The following is a 14694-nucleotide window of genomic DNA, read 5'->3' as shown; positions in this document are numbered from 1 at the left end:
CTTAGTTGTGAGCGTGCAGCGCTTCGTTCAGTTCGATCGCCGATTTGTGGGTCTTGCATTCCACGGCGCCGGTTTCCGAATTACGGCGGAACAGCAGGTCGGTCTGGCCGGCCAGCTCACGGGCTTTCACCACTTTGACCAGTTGGTTCTTCTCGTCCAGCAGCGCCACTTTGGTGCCAGCGGTAACGTACAGGCCCGACTCGACAGTATTGCGGTCGCCCAATGGGATACCGATACCGGCGTTGGCGCCGATCAGGCAGCCTTCGCCGACCTTGATCACGATGTTGCCGCCGCCCGACAGGGTGCCCATAGTCGAGCAACCGCCGCCCAGGTCCGAACCTTTGCCGACGAATACGCCCGCCGAGACGCGGCCTTCGATCATGCCCGGACCTTCGGTGCCAGCATTGAAGTTGATGAAACCTTCGTGCATCACGGTGGTGCCTTCACCCACGTAGGCGCCCAGGCGCAGACGCGCAGCATCAGCGATACGCACGCCGGCCGGTACCACGTAGTCGGTCATTTTCGGGAACTTGTCGACCGAGAACACTTCCAGCAATTCACCGCGCAGGCGGGCTTCGAGTTGGTGTTCGGCCAGTTCGGCGAGGTCGATCGCGCCTTGGCTGGTCCAGGCGACGTTCGGCAGCAGCGGGAACACGCCGGTCAGGTTCAGGCCGTGGGGCTTGACCAGGCGGTGGGACAACAGGTGCAGCTTGAGGTAAGCCTCAGGCGTGGAGGTCAGCGGTGCGTCTTCGGCCAGGATGGTGGCAACCAGCGGCTTGTGGCTTTCGGCCAGGCGGGTCAGCAGGGCCGCTTGTGCCGCGTCCACGCCTTTGATGGCTTCGGCCAGTTGCGAGGCTTGTGCATTGGTGAAGGCGATGGCCTGGTTGCCGTCGGTGTAGCCCAGAACCGGCGCGATGGCCGCGATCAGGTCCGCCGAAGGGTTGAGCAGTGGCTGGGCGTAAAACACTTCCAGCCAGGCGCCTTGACGGTTTTGAGTGCCGACGCCGAAGGCCAGGCTGAACGCAGTAGTGGACATGTAAATACCTCTAGAAAAATGGACGGGCAGGCTTACTTGAGCGCTGCCGCGTAGATATCTGGCTTGAAGCCAATCAGGGTTCGGTCACCGAGATCGAGCACAGGGCGCTTGATCATCGAGGGTTGAGCGAGCATCAGTTCGATGGCTTTCGACTGGTCGAGATCGGCTTTGCGTTCGTCGTCGAGCTTGCGAAAGGTCGTGCCTGCACGGTTCAACACCACTTGCCAGCCGTGCTCGTCGCACCACTGGGTCAGGTGTTCACGGTCGATTCCGGCCGTTTTGTAATCGTGGAAGTCATAGCTGACAGCGTGTTCATCGAGCCAGGTGCGCGCCTTTTTCATGGTGTCGCAGGCCTTGATGCCGAAAAGGTGCAACGTTTTACTTGAAACGGTCAAGGAATTGCCCCCTTTACAGGTGCTGGAGAAAAAAGGTGAAGGATTATGCCATGACCGGACGGTTCTGCGGCGCTTGAGGGATAACGTGCGACATTGGTGTAAAGGTCAGACGTTAGTCTAAGCGGCTAATATGGCACTTCTATGCTGTCGATTGTCCGGGAACCCCGCTTTATGCAAACCGCCTACACCGTCCTGATCCTGTTGATGCTGGTCAGCGTTTCGCGCCTGGTCGGACGGGTGATTCCACTGCCCCTGCCGCTGGTGCAGATCGCCGCCGGCGCCTTGCTTGCCTGGCCGACCCTCGGGCTGCATGTGGCACTGGATCCTGAGCTGTTCCTTTTCCTGTTCCTGCCGCCGCTGTTGTTCTCCGACGGCTGGCGCATGCCCAAGCGCGAGCTATGGCGGCTGCGCGGGCCGGTCCTGACTCTCGCCGTTGGTCTCGTGCTGTTCACCGTGGTGGGCGCCGGTTATTTCATTCACTGGTTGTTGCCGACCATCCCGCTGCCAGTGGCGTTTGCCCTGGCCGCGGTGTTGTCGCCGACGGACGCTGTCGCCGTGTCGGCCATTGCCCAGAATCGTTTACCAACACCGTTGATGCACATGTTGCAGGGCGAGGCGCTGATGAACGATGCCTCGGGCCTGGTGACGTTCAAGTTCGCCCTCGCGGCAGCGCTCACGGGTGTGTTTTCACTGGCCGATGCCAGCGTCACCTTCGTGTTGGTGGCCATCGGCGGTCTCGCCGTCGGGGTGGCGCTGAGCTGGCTGGTCGGGCGCTTGCGCTCGTGGATGATTGCGCGGGGCTGGGACGACCCGGCGACTCACGTGGTGTTCATGTTGCTCCTGCCGTTTGCCGCTTACGTACTGGCCGAGCGGCTCGGCGCTTCGGGCATCCTGTCGGCCGTGGCGGCGGGAATGATGCAGAGCTGGCTCGACTTGTTGCCGCGCCAGACCAGCACTCGATTGCTCAACCGCAGCGTCTGGTCGTTGCTGGAGTTCGCCTTCAACGGCCTGATCTTCCTGCTGCTCGGCCTTCAGTTGCCAGACATCATCAAAGCCGTGGTCAGCCATGAAACGTCCGTTTGGCCGACGCTGCTCTACCGTTGTTTTGACGTGGTAGCGATCTTCCTGGTCCTGCTGGTGTTGCGTTTCGTCTGGGTGCAGAGCATCTGGCGTCTGTCGGGATTGTTGCGGCGCTGGCGTGGCAAGGGCGAAATGGTCAATGTGCCGACGGCGCGCTCGTGCTGGTTACTGACGGTGGGTGGCGTGCGCGGTGCGGTGACGCTGGCGGGCGTGATGTCCGTGCCGATGTTGATGGCGGGGGTGGCGTTCCCGGAGCGCGACCTGCTGATTTTCATCGCCGCCGGGGTCATTCTGCTGTCGTTGATTGCGGCCTGTATCGCCCTGCCATTGCTGTTGCGCGGCATCGCCATAAGCCCGGACGATCAGCGTCGCAACGAAGTGCGCGATGCCTGGCGCAAGACTGCCGAAGCAGCGATCCATGCGCTTGAGGCCGAAGAGGCCAAACCCCAGGACGCGGCCGAGGCGGCGCTGGCCGCCGAAGTGAAGGCGCGGATCATGTCCGAGTATCGCCATCAACTGGAAGTGTTCAACGATTCGGCAGAAGCCCAGGCACTGGCATTCCAGATGGACTTGCTGGAGCGGCGGCTGCGATTGAATGCGCTCCGGGCACAACGGCTGGAGTTGTACAAGCTCAGGCGTCATCACCAGATCGGTGACGACGTATTGCGAGAGGTGCTGGGGGAGTTGGATTTGAGCGAGGCCAATCTCGGCCAGGTCAAATAGCGTGCCTTCCCTGTAGGAGCGAGCTTGCTCGCGATGCGGTGGACCAGTCGACCTGTGTATTGACTGATACGCCGCCATCGCGAGCAAGCTCGCTCCTACAGGGGGCGGTGGATTACTTGCGACGCTGGATGAAGTCGCGAATGCGCTCGGCTGCCTCGACGCATTCTGCCAGCGGCGCAACCAGCGCCATTCGGACACGGCCGGCGCCCGGATTGACGCCATCGACGTCGCGCGACAGATAAGAACCCGGCACCACGGTGACATGCTCCTGTTCGAACAGGTCACGGCAGAACGCGGCGTCATCACCGGCTACGTTTGGCCATAGGTAGAAGCTGCCATCCGGGCGCTGCACGTCCAGCACCGGGCTGAGGATTTCCAGGACAGCGTCGAATTTCTCACGATACAGCGCCCGGTTGGCGCGTACGTGCACTTCGTCGTTCCAGGCCGCGACGCTGGCCAGTTGCGTTTGAACCGGCATTGCGCAGCCGTGGTAGGTGCGGTACAGCAAAAAGCCCTTGAGGATGTCGGCGTCACCGGCAACGAAGCCCGACCGCAGGCCCGGCAGGTTGGAACGCTTGGACAGGCTGTGGAACACCACGCAGCGCTTGAAGTCGCTGCGACCCAGTTCCGCGCAGGCGCTGAGCAGCCCCGGCGGCGGGGTTTGTTCGTCGAAGTACAGCTCGCTGTAGCACTCGTCTGCGGCGATCACGAAGTCATGCTCGTCGGCCAGGGCGATCAGCTTCTTCAGGGTTTCAACCGGGATCAGCGCGCCGGTCGGGTTGCCTGGCGAGCACAGGAACAGGATCTGGCAACGTTTCCAGATGTCCGGGGATACCGCGTCGAAATCCGGATTGAAGCCGTTTTCGTCCAGGCACGGCAGGTAATGCGGCTTGGCGCCTGCGAGGAACGCGGCCCCTTCGTAGATCTGATAGAACGGGTTCGGGCTGACCACCAACGCGTCGTCACCCCGGTTGACCACCGTCTGAGTGAATGCGAACAACGCCTCGCGCGTGCCGTTGACTGGAAGCACGTGGCGCGCCGGGTCGAGCCAGCCCGCCGGAACGTTGAAGCGTCGCTCGCACCAGGCGGCGATGGCTTCACGCAGTTCCGGGATGCCGAGGGTGGTCGGGTACACGGCCATTTTTTCCAGGTTGCTGGCCAGGGCTTCGGCCACGAAGCTCGGTGAGCGGTGTTTGGGCTCACCGATGGACAGGGCGATCGGGCGCTTGTCCGGGTTTGGCGTGACGCTGCCGAGCAGGGCGCGGAGCTTCTCGAACGGGTAGGGCTGCAACTGGGACAAGGCGTTGTTCATCGGTCGATCTCGTTCTATGGCATTGCGCCTTCATGTAGGAGCGAGCTTGCTCGCGATGGCGGTGTATCAGTCAAAATACCGGTGACTGACCCACCGCCATCGCGAGCAAGCTCGCTCCTACAGGAGGCGTGGCGGTCTTTAAAGTCAGATACTGATACGCGAAAGCTTGATATCCGGTTCCTGGTTGACGCTCAGTTGCTCGACGATCGCATCCTGCAAACGGCTGCACAGCAGCGGGTCGGACAAAGGCTGGTTGTTGGCGTCGGTGATGAAGAACACGTCTTCCACCCGTTCGCCCAGGGTCGCAATCTTGGCGTTCTGCAGCGACAGGTCGAACTCGAGGAAAATCGTGCCGATGCGTGCCAGCAGGCCGGGGCGATCCGGGGCGCTAAGTTCCAGCACGGTCACTGGCCGCTGGGCGTCGTTGTGGATCGTCACCTGTGGCGCGAAGGCGAAGTGCTTGAGCTGACGCGGCACGCGGCGCTGGATGATCGTCGGGTAGTCGTCCGGATTTCGCAGGGCATCGGTCAGGCCGTCGCGGATCTGCTTGACCCGCGCCGGGTTGTCGCCGATCGAGTCGCCGTCAGTATCGAGCACGATGTAGGTGTCGAGGGTGAACTGGCTGGTCGAGGTGATGACGCGGGCATCGTGAATGTTCAAGTTCAACTGGTCCATCGCGGCCACGGTCACGGCAAAGAAATCGTGCTGGTCCGGGGCATAGATGAAGATCTGCGTACCGCCCTCGAATTCGCGCTGGGTGGTTTCCTTGATCAACACCAACGGGCCGCCGTCGGCCGGCTGTTGCAGGATTGCATCGGTGTGCCAGGCGACGTCGCCGGCGGTGTGGCGCAGGAAATAGTCATCGCCCAACTGCGCCCACAACTGTTCGACATCGTCCGGATCGGTGCCGCCGCGCACCAGGATGTCCAGGGCAGCGCTTTGTGTCTGGCGAATCTGCTCCTCGCGGTCGACCGGGTTTTCCAGGCCACGGCGCAAGGCACGCTTGGTTTCGGTGTAGAGCTGGCGCAACAGGCTGGCTCGCCAGGAATTCCAGAGCGTCGGGTTGGTGGCGTTGATGTCGGCGACCGTCAGCACATACAGGTAGTCGAGATGGGTCTCATCACCCACGATCTGCGCAAAATCGTGGATCACTTGCGGATCGGACAAGTCTTTGCGCTGGGCGGTGGTCGACATCACCAGGTGGTTCTGCACCAGCCAGACGATCAGGCGACTGTCCCACACCGGCAGTTGATGGCGTTGGCAAAATGCCTCGGCATCCACCGCACCGATTTCCGAATGGTCGCCGTGACGACCCTTGCCGATGTCGTGATACAGGCCAGCAAGGTAGATCAGCTCGGGCTTGGGCAGCTTGCCCATGAGCTTGCTGGCGAGCGGGAATTTTTCCGACACCTGGGTGTACTGCAACTTACGCAGGTGTTTGATCAGGTTCAGGGTGTGCGCATCGACCGTATAGATATGAAACAGGTCGTGCTGCATCTGTCCCACGATGAAGCCGAACTCCGGCAAGTAGCGTCCGAGAATGCCGTAACGGTTCATCCGCCGTAGATTGCGATGAATGCCGATCTTGCACTTGAACAGCTCGATGAACAGGCTGGTGTTGCGAATGTCGTTACGGAAATCATCGTCGATCAGGTGGCGATTTTCCCGCAACAGGCGAATCGTGTCGGCGCGCACGCCTTTGATTTCCGGCTGCTGGGCCATCAGCACGAAGATCTCCAGCATGGCAAATGGCGTGCGGCGGAACACGTTGTCGTTGCGTGCCTCGATATAGCCGTCGTGAAGCTGGAACCGTGCGTTGATCGGTTGCGGTGGCGCCTCATCTTCCGGGGCGAGGATCACTTCTTCGAAGTGCTGGATGATCAGGTCGCTGAGCTGCGCGATGCTCATGACCACCCGGTAATACTGCTGCATGAAGTTTTCGATGGCCTGCTTGGCGTCGTCGCCTTCAAACCCGAGCAGTTTGGCAATGGTGCGCTGGTGATCGAACAATAGGCGATCTTCGGCGCGTCCGGCGAGCATGTGCAGCGCATAGCGCACTTTCCACAGAAACTCCTGGGATGAGGCCAGCAGCGCGTTCTCGCTTTCCACCAGGAAGCCTTCGCCAGCCAGCGCTCGAAGGTTCAGGGTGCCGTATTGGCGACGCGCCACCCACAAAATGGTCTGGATATCGCGCAGGCCGCCGGGCGAGCCCTTGACGTTCGGTTCCAGATTGTATTCGGTGTCGAAGTACTTGTGATGGCGGGCCTTCTGTTCGGCATGCTTGGCCAGAAAGAAGTCCTTGCTCGGCCACATGTGCTCGGTGCTGGTGACATCCAGCATGCGTTGGCGCAAACGCTCGGGGCCAGCAATCGTGCGGCTTTCCATCAGGTTGGTGATAACCGTCAGGTCGGCGCGTGCCTCGATGGCGCATTCGTCGACGGAGCGAACGCTTTGACCGACTTCCAGGCCGATGTCCCACAATAGCGTGAGAAAACGCTCGATGGAGTCCCTGAAAACTTCGTGGTCGGCACTGTCCAGCAGGATCAGTAAATCGATATCGGAATAGGGGTGCAGCTCGCCTCGACCGTAGCCGCCAACCGCGACCAGCGCGATATCGGCGTCTTCACTCCAGTCGAACTGCTCCCAGGCCTTTTGCAGGATGTTATCGACGAACCAGGCACGATCCTCGATCAGCCGGCGAATCTCCCGACCTGCACGAAAACGCCCGTCGAGTACCTCGCGAGCCTGGCGGATCGCCTTCTTGAAAGCCGCGATCGGGCTGGACTTCAGGGCCAGTTCAGCCTGGAACTGGCCACGGTCGAAGAGTTCGGGGTCCACCTGCGGCATCGATTGGCTTTCCTTTCTATAAAGGCTGTCTATAAAGGCTGTCTATTGAGGCTGGGAGGGATCAGCCGGAAACGCGGGCGATGGTGTCATCGCTGCGCAGGGTGAAGATCTCGTAGCCGGTCTCGGTCACCAGCAGGGTGTGTTCCCACTGGGCGGAGAGCTTGCGGTCCTTGGTGATCGCAGTCCAGCCATCGCCCAGCACCTTGGTGTCGGCCTTGCCCTGGTTGATCATCGGCTCGATGGTGAAGGTCATGCCCGCTTGCAGTTCCATGCCGGTGCCCGCACGGCCGTAGTGCAGGATCTGCGGCTCTTCATGGAACACTTTGCCGATGCCGTGGCCACAGAACTCGCGAACCACCGAGAAACCGTTCTTTTCAGCGTGCTTCTGAATGACTTCACCGATGTCGCCCAGGCGGCAGCCGGGTTTCACGATCTCGATGGCCTTGTACATGCATTCCTGGGTCACTTGCGACAAGCGCTCCGCCCACACCGGTACGGTGCCGACGTGGAACATGCGGCTGGTGTCGCCGTGGTAGCCGTCCTTGATGACAGTGACGTCGATGTTCAGTGTGTCGCCATCCTTCAACGGCTTCTCGTTGGGGATGCCGTGGCAGACCACGTGGTTGATCGAAGTGCAGATCGACTTCGGGTAGCCCTTGTAGTTGAGCGGGGCGGGAATGGCCTGCTGCACATTGACGATGTAGTCGTGGCAGATGCGGTCCAGTTCCTCGGTGGTGATGCCCGGCTTGACGTGCTCGGCAATCATTTCCAGCACATCGGCGGCCAGTTTGCCGGCGACACGCATTTTTGCGATGTCCTCGGGGGTTTTGAGGGTGACGGTCATACAGGCTCTCTCTACGCTCGATGGCGCTTGCTAACACGGAATGGGCAATGTGCGATGAAGTCCGCTGCCCTGAAAAACCCGATTCTACCAGACGATCAGCGCAAACCTGCGTCTGAGTAAATCGCATCTCTTTATAGATAGGCGCATTCCTGAGCGATTCCAAGGGGCTGCGAGCGGGTGCGCGTCAGGAATCGAGAATCCGGGTTCCGTTTTTGCAAGGCTTGTGATATAAAATGCGCCGCTTTCCGGGGATACCCCGAAAGGCTTAAATCCACACACGTGTCGACACGATGACCTGGGTGCCTTCAGCTGATGCTGCTGGTTGGTCATTGGGATACGTGGAGGCCAAACCCGACTTATTAAGGAACTATCATGTCCCAAGTCAACATGCGCGATATGCTGAAGGCCGGTGTGCACTTCGGTCACCAGACCCGTTACTGGAACCCGAAAATGGGTAAATACATTTTCGGCGCGCGTAACAAGATCCACATCATCAACCTTGAAAAAACCCTGCCAATGTTCAACGAAGCTCTGACTTTCGTAGAGCGCCTGGCCCAGGGCAAAAACAAGATTCTGTTCGTCGGCACCAAGCGTTCCGCTGGCAAGATCGTTGCTGAAGAAGCAGCACGTTGCGGTTCGCCGTACGTCGATCACCGCTGGTTGGGCGGCATGCTGACCAACTTCAAAACCATCCGTGCTTCCATCAAGCGTCTGCGTGACCTTGAAGTGCAAGCCGAAGACGGTACTTTCGCCAAGCTGACCAAGAAAGAAGCGCTGATGCGCACTCGCGATCTTGAGAAGCTGGATCGTTCCCTGGGTGGTATCAAGGACATGGGCGGTCTGCCAGACGCTCTGTTCGTTATCGACGTTGATCACGAGCGCATCGCGATCACCGAAGCCAACAAGCTGGGCATCCCGGTTATCGGCGTAGTCGATACCAACAGCAGCCCGGAAGGCGTTGACTACATCATCCCAGGCAACGATGACGCCATCCGCGCCATCCAGCTGTACATGGGTTCGATGGCTGACGCTGTAATCCGTGGTCGCAACAACGTTGGCGGCGGTACCGAAGTTTTCGTTGAAGAAGCTCCGGCAGCTGCAGCTGAGTAATTGACGCCCTGGCGTTGACTCAGTAAGCAAAAAGGGGGCTTGGCCCCCTTTTTGCCACCTCGAAAACCATTTGTCGGCGCCCACTGCCTTATTTGTAACGTGCGGCAGCTAACAAGGGTGGTTCGGGAAGAATTGAACGCCCGTTCGATCGGGTGGAATGGTTGAAAACCTATCCAAGAGGAATTTGAAATGGCAGCAATTACTGCGGCGCTGGTCAAAGAACTGCGCGAGCGTACCGGCGAAGGCATGATGGATTGCAAGAAGGCCCTGGAAAAGGCCGACGGCGACATCGAAAAAGCCATTGATGACATGCGTGCTTCGGGCGCCATCAAGGCTGCTAAAAAGGCTGGCAACGTTGCCGCTGAAGGCGCAATCGCCATCAAGGCTGACGACAAGTCTGCCGTACTGCTGGAAGTGAACTCGCAGACCGACTTCCTGGCCCTGCAAGACGACTTCAAGAACTTCGTTGCAGCCAGCGTTGAAAAAGCTTTCGCTGACAAACTGACCGACGTAGCTCCGCTGATCGCCGCTCAAGAGTCGGCTCGTGAAGCCCTGGTGGCCAAAGTTGGCGAAAACGTCAACATCCGTCGCCTGATTCGCGTTGAAGGCGATGTGGTAGGTACCTACCTGCACGGTAACAAAATCGGTGTTGCGGTTGTCCTGAAGGGCGGTGACGTTCAGCTGGCCAAGGAAATCGCCATGCACGTTGCAGCAAGCAACCCTGAGTTCCTGCTGCCATCGCAGGTTTCGCCAGAAGCCATCGAGCGTGAAAAAGCTGTCTTCCTGCAACTGAACGAAGACAAGATGAAAGGCAAGCCAGCCGAAATCGTCGAAAAGATGATCGCTGGTCGTATCACCAAGTTCCTGGCTGAGGCCAGCCTGGTTGAGCAGGCGTTCGTCATGAACCCAGAGCTGACCGTTGGCGCCCTGGCCAAGAAAGCCGGTGCTGAAATCGTTTCCTTCACCTACTTCAAGGTTGGCGAAGGCATCGAGAAGCCAGTTGACAACTTCGCTGAAGAAGTTGCTGCACAACTGGCTGCTGCCAAGCAGTAAGACGGTTTTTTAACTGTCGCCCAGAAGAGGCTGCCCGCTCACGCGCGCAGCCTCTTTTCAGATGGGGGCCAGATTTTTATTGGTTTCCCTTTGGAACTGGCTTACAAAGCCATGTTCCGATGGCGCTGAAGCAGCGCCAATCAGAGTGAACAGCCAGCTGTAAACAGCTCGCAAAGAATTTTTTACATACGCCGCAGGAGAGATTCGCAATGGCTCAGCAGGGCAGTGGTTATCAGGCTCGCTATAAACGCATTCTACTCAAGCTCAGCGGCGAGGCCCTGATGGGCTCGGAAGAGTTCGGGATCGATCCGAAAGTCCTGGACCGCATGGCGCTGGAAGTCGGCCAACTGGTCGGTATCGGCGTTCAGGTCGGTCTGGTGATCGGTGGTGGCAACCTGTTTCGCGGCGCGGCATTGAGCGCGGCGGGCATGGATCGCGTCACGGGCGATCACATGGGCATGCTGGCCACTGTGATGAATGCCCTGGCCATGCGCGACGCGTTGGAGCGTGCCAATATCTCGGCCATCGTGATGTCAGCCATCTCGATGGTTGGCGTGACCGACCACTACGACCGTCGCAAGGCCATGCGTCACCTCAATGCCAAGGAAGTCGTCATTTTTGCGGCCGGCACGGGCAATCCGTTCTTTACTACGGATTCTGCCGCCTGCCTGCGCGCGATTGAAATCGATGCTGACGTCGTGTTGAAGGCGACCAAGGTCGATGGCGTCTACACTGCCGATCCATTCAAGGACCCGCATGCCGAGAAGTTCGATCATCTGACCTACGATGAAGTACTGGATCGCAAGCTGGGTGTGATGGATCTGACGGCTATTTGCCTGTGTCGCGACCACAAGATGCCGTTGCGCGTATTTAACATGAACAAGCCCGGCGCCCTGCTGAACATCGTGCATGGCGGCGCTGAAGGCACCCTGATCGAGGAAGTCCAACAATGATCAACGAAATCAAGAAAGACGCTCAAGAGCGCATGCAGAAGTCGGTCGAGTCCCTGTCCCACAACTTCGGTCGTATTCGTACCGGTCAGGCGCACCCGAGCATTCTGGAAGGCGTGATGGTGCCTTACTACGGCGCTGACACCCCGATCAAGCAAGTGGCGAACATCACCGTCAAGGACGCGCGTACCCTGCAGGTCGTTGCTTTCGAGCGCAACATGCTCGGTGCCGTCGACAAGGCCATCGGCAGTGCCGGCCTGAACCTCAACCCGACCAACCTGGGTGAGTTGCTGCTGATCTCCATGCCCGCCCTGACCGAAGAAACCCGCAAGGGCTTCACAAAGCAGGCCCGTGATGTCGCTGAAGATGCCCGTGTTGCCGTGCGCAACATCCGTCGCGACGCCAACAGCCAGCTCAAGGATCTGGTCAAGGAAAAGGAAATCAGCGAAGACGAAGAGCGTCGCGCGACTGGCGAGATCGATGATCTGACCAAAAAGTTCGTAGCTCAAATCGACGCTAACCTGGCGCTGAAAGAAAAAGACCTGATGGCCGTTTAAGGGTCGCTTTTTCATGGAAAAGAACAAGCAGGTTGCGCCGTCCGCAGTGCCGCGCCATGTCGCGATCATCATGGATGGCAATAATCGCTGGGCGAAAAAACGCTTTATGCCGGGTGTTGCCGGGCATAAAGCGGGAGTGGATGCAGTTCGCGCCGTTATTGAGGTCTGCGCCGAGGCCAAGGTCGAGGTGTTGACCCTGTTTGCCTTCTCCAGTGAGAACTGGCAGCGTCCGGCCGATGAAGTCAGTGCGCTGATGGACCTGTTTTTCAAGGCCCTGCGCCGTGAGGCCAAGCGCCTGAACGACAATAACATCAGTCTGCGCATCATTGGCGATCGCTCGCGCTTTCATCCGGAGCTGCAGGCGGCTATGCGTGAGGCTGAGGCCATGACGGCGGGCGCCAATCGCTTCGTCCTGCAGATCGCTGCCAATTACGGCGGTCAGTGGGACATCGCGCAAGCCGCACAGCGTCTGGCTCGTGAAGTTCAGGCTGGCCATCTGCGTCCGGACGACATCACACCCGAACTGTTGCAAACCTGCCTGGCGACCGGTGACCTTCCGTTGCCGGACCTGTGCATTCGCACCGGTGGCGAGCACCGCATCAGCAACTTCCTGCTGTGGCAGCTCGCCTATGCCGAGTTGTATTTCTCCGACCTGTTCTGGCCGGACTTCAAACACGACGCCATGCGCAATGCGCTGGCCGATTTCGCATCTCGCCAGCGCCGCTTCGGTAAAACGAGCGAGCAGGTCGAGGCTGGAGCCCGGGTTTAATGCTTAAACAACGAATCATTACCGCACTGATCCTGCTGCCGATTGCCTTGTGCGGATTTTTCCTGCTTCAGGGGGCAGGCTTTGCACTGTTCATTGGCCTGGTCGTGACTCTCGGTGCCTGGGAGTGGGCGCGCCTTGCTGGTTTTACCGCTCAATCGATGCGCGTCGCTTTCGCGGCGGTGGTCGCGTTGATGTTGTTCGTCATGTACATCCTGCCGGGGATGGCGCCCTGGGTGTTGGGCGCTTCGGTGCTGTGGTGGGGCGTGGCAACCTGGCTGGTGCTGACCTATCCACGTTCCAGCGAGCATTGGTCCAGTGCCGCCTGCAAGCTGGTGATCGGTTTGCTGATCCTGCTGCCGGCCTGGCAAGGCCTGATCCAGATCAAGCAGGAGACTTTGGGTAACTGGTTGATCATGGCGGTGATGGTGCTGGTCTGGGGGGCTGACATCGGTGCCTATTTTTCCGGTCGGGCATTTGGCAAGCGCAAGCTCGCGCCGCAGGTCAGTCCTGGCAAGAGCTGGGAGGGCGTGTATGGTGGCCTGGCATTGAGCCTGGTTATCACCTTCGTTGTCGGGCTGGTGCGTGACTGGAGCTTCGCCGAGATCATCATGGGCCTGCTCGGTGCCGCTGTGATTGTATTTGTCTCGGTGGTGGGCGACCTCACCGAAAGCATGTTCAAGCGCCAGTCCGGGATCAAGGACAGCAGTAACCTGCTGCCAGGACATGGTGGTGTGCTCGATCGCATCGACAGCCTGACGGCTGCAATCCCTGTCTTCGCCGTACTGTTGTGGATGGCCGCGCCATGAATCGTCCCCAGCAGATCACTGTACTGGGTGCGACGGGCTCGATCGGCCTGAGCACGCTCGATGTCATTGCCCGCCATCCGGACCGTTATCAGGTTTTCGCCCTGAGCGGCTTTGCTCGCCTGAGTGAGTTGCAAGCACTTTGCGTACTTCACGCGCCGCAGTTTGCCGTAGTGCCTGAGCCGGATGCGGCCCGAGTCCTGCAGGAAAACCTGCGTGCAGCCGGTTTGACTACGGTGGTGCTGGTGGGTGAGGAGGGCCTGTGTCAGGTTGCTTCCGATCCTCAAGTCGATACGGTCATGGCCGCGATTGTCGGTGCGGCGGGTTTGCGTCCTACGCTGGCTGCGGTGGAGGCGGGCAAGAAGATTCTCCTGGCCAACAAGGAAGCCTTGGTCATGTCCGGTGCGCTATTCATGCACGCGGTACGCAAGAGCGGCTCGGTACTGCTGCCGATCGACAGCGAGCACAACGCGATTTTTCAATGCATGCCACGGGATTTTTCCCGAGGTCTTGGAACCGTCGGGGTGCGCCGGATATTGCTGACGGCCTCCGGCGGTCCGTTCCGGCAGACGCCTTTGGCTCAATTGTCCGATGTTTCTCCCGATCAGGCCTGTGCCCATCCGACGTGGTCGATGGGGCGCAAGATTTCCGTGGATTCGGCGAGCATGATGAACAAGGGGCTGGAGCTGATCGAGGCCTGCTGGCTGTTCGATGCCAAGCCGTCCCAGGTTGAGGTCGTGATACACCCGCAAAGCGTGATTCATTCGCTGGTGGACTATGTGGACGGTTCTGTTTTGGCGCAGTTGGGTAACCCCGACATGCGCACGCCGATCGCCAACGCGCTGGCCTGGCCGGAGCGCATCGATTCCGGTGTGGCTCCGCTGGACCTTTTTGCGGTGGCGCGACTGGACTTCGAGGCGCCCGACGAGGATCGTTTCCCTTGCCTGAGACTGGCCCGCCAGGCAGCCGAGGCCGGCAATAGTGCGCCGGCGATGCTCAATGCGGCCAATGAAGTGGCTGTCGCGGCGTTTCTGGACGGGCGGGTTCGCTATCTGGAAATCGCGAGTATCATCGAAGAAGTGTTGAATCTCGAGCCTGTGGTTGCGGTGGATGATCTCGAGGCGGTGTTCACGGCTGACGCGAAAGCGCGAACCTTGGCACGTCTCTGGTTGAGTCGGCACGGGCGATGAGTGTCATCCGGCATCGAGTCGGATC

The 14694-nt window shown here is 59.7% G+C and carries 13 protein-coding genes; 8 read left to right on the top strand and 5 right to left on the bottom strand.

Annotation, left to right across the window (positions count from 1 at the left end; translation table 11 throughout):
- Position 1 precedes the first annotated feature (1 nt).
- Positions 2-1036 carry a 2,3,4,5-tetrahydropyridine-2,6-dicarboxylate N-succinyltransferase gene (gene dapD, locus AB4O36_RS20680; protein ID WP_460140134.1) on the bottom strand — a complete coding sequence of 345 codons (1035 nt, stop codon included), beginning with the start codon at positions 1034-1036 and terminating at the stop codon, positions 2-4.
- Between the two features lie 32 nt (positions 1037-1068).
- Positions 1069-1431: an ArsC family reductase gene (locus AB4O36_RS20675; RefSeq protein ID WP_282316696.1), complete on the bottom strand. Its 363-nt coding sequence runs from the start codon at positions 1429-1431 to the stop codon at positions 1069-1071.
- A gap of 171 nt (positions 1432-1602) precedes the next feature.
- On the opposite strand from AB4O36_RS20675, the gene AB4O36_RS20670 reads away from it, so the two are divergent.
- Positions 1603-3234, top strand: coding sequence for a Na+/H+ antiporter (locus AB4O36_RS20670; protein ID WP_460140133.1), 1632 nt, complete (start codon positions 1603-1605; stop codon positions 3232-3234).
- A gap of 112 nt (positions 3235-3346) precedes the next feature.
- Here the strand turns inward: AB4O36_RS20670 and dapC are convergent, their stop codons facing one another.
- The 3 genes from dapC to map all read right to left on the bottom strand — a co-directional run bounded on the left by dapC (position 3347) and on the right by map (position 8237).
- On the bottom strand, positions 3347-4546 hold the full coding sequence (gene dapC, locus AB4O36_RS20665) for a succinyldiaminopimelate transaminase (RefSeq protein WP_460140132.1): 1200 nt from the start codon (positions 4544-4546) through the stop codon (positions 3347-3349).
- Between the two features lie 144 nt (positions 4547-4690).
- A complete protein-coding gene (locus AB4O36_RS20660) occupies positions 4691-7393 on the bottom strand; it encodes a [protein-PII] uridylyltransferase (RefSeq protein ID WP_460117567.1) in 2703 nt (900 codons plus the stop codon).
- 61 nt (positions 7394-7454) lie between these two features.
- Complete coding sequence (map, locus tag AB4O36_RS20655) at positions 7455-8237, bottom strand: type I methionyl aminopeptidase (protein WP_460117566.1); 783 nt, start codon at positions 8235-8237, stop codon at positions 7455-7457.
- A 372-nt stretch (positions 8238-8609) separates the two neighbouring features.
- Between map and rpsB the strand changes: the two genes are divergently transcribed.
- From rpsB to ispC, 7 genes are all read left to right on the top strand, one after another.
- Positions 8610-9347: a 30S ribosomal protein S2 gene (gene rpsB / locus AB4O36_RS20650; protein WP_460117564.1), complete on the top strand. Its 738-nt coding sequence runs from the start codon at positions 8610-8612 to the stop codon at positions 9345-9347.
- Between the two features lie 189 nt (positions 9348-9536).
- On the top strand, positions 9537-10400 hold the full coding sequence (gene tsf, locus AB4O36_RS20645) for a translation elongation factor Ts (RefSeq protein ID WP_460117562.1): 864 nt from the start codon (positions 9537-9539) through the stop codon (positions 10398-10400).
- Positions 10401-10609: 209 nt separating this feature from the next.
- On the top strand, positions 10610-11353 hold the full coding sequence (gene pyrH / locus AB4O36_RS20640) for a UMP kinase (RefSeq protein ID WP_024779012.1): 744 nt from the start codon (positions 10610-10612) through the stop codon (positions 11351-11353).
- Positions 11350-11907, top strand: a complete 558-nt coding sequence (gene frr, locus AB4O36_RS20635) for a ribosome recycling factor (protein WP_460117561.1) — start codon at positions 11350-11352, stop codon at positions 11905-11907. The genes pyrH and frr overlap by 4 nt, the downstream gene beginning before the upstream one ends.
- Before the next feature lie 13 nt (positions 11908-11920).
- Complete coding sequence (uppS, locus tag AB4O36_RS20630) at positions 11921-12676, top strand: polyprenyl diphosphate synthase (RefSeq protein WP_460117559.1); 756 nt, start codon at positions 11921-11923, stop codon at positions 12674-12676.
- A complete protein-coding gene (locus AB4O36_RS20625) occupies positions 12676-13482 on the top strand; it encodes a phosphatidate cytidylyltransferase (protein ID WP_460140131.1) in 807 nt (268 codons plus the stop codon). The genes uppS and AB4O36_RS20625 overlap by 1 nt, the downstream gene beginning before the upstream one ends.
- Entirely contained in the window at positions 13479-14669 is a 1191-nt protein-coding gene (ispC, locus tag AB4O36_RS20620) for a 1-deoxy-D-xylulose-5-phosphate reductoisomerase (protein WP_460117556.1), read from the top strand. Before AB4O36_RS20625 ends, ispC begins: the two co-directional genes overlap by 4 nt.
- The last annotated feature ends 25 nt before the right edge of the window (positions 14670-14694 follow it).

Source organism: Pseudomonas sp. S2_E01 (assembly GCF_054668365.1).
This window is presented reverse-complemented; position numbering and strand designations above follow the sequence as displayed.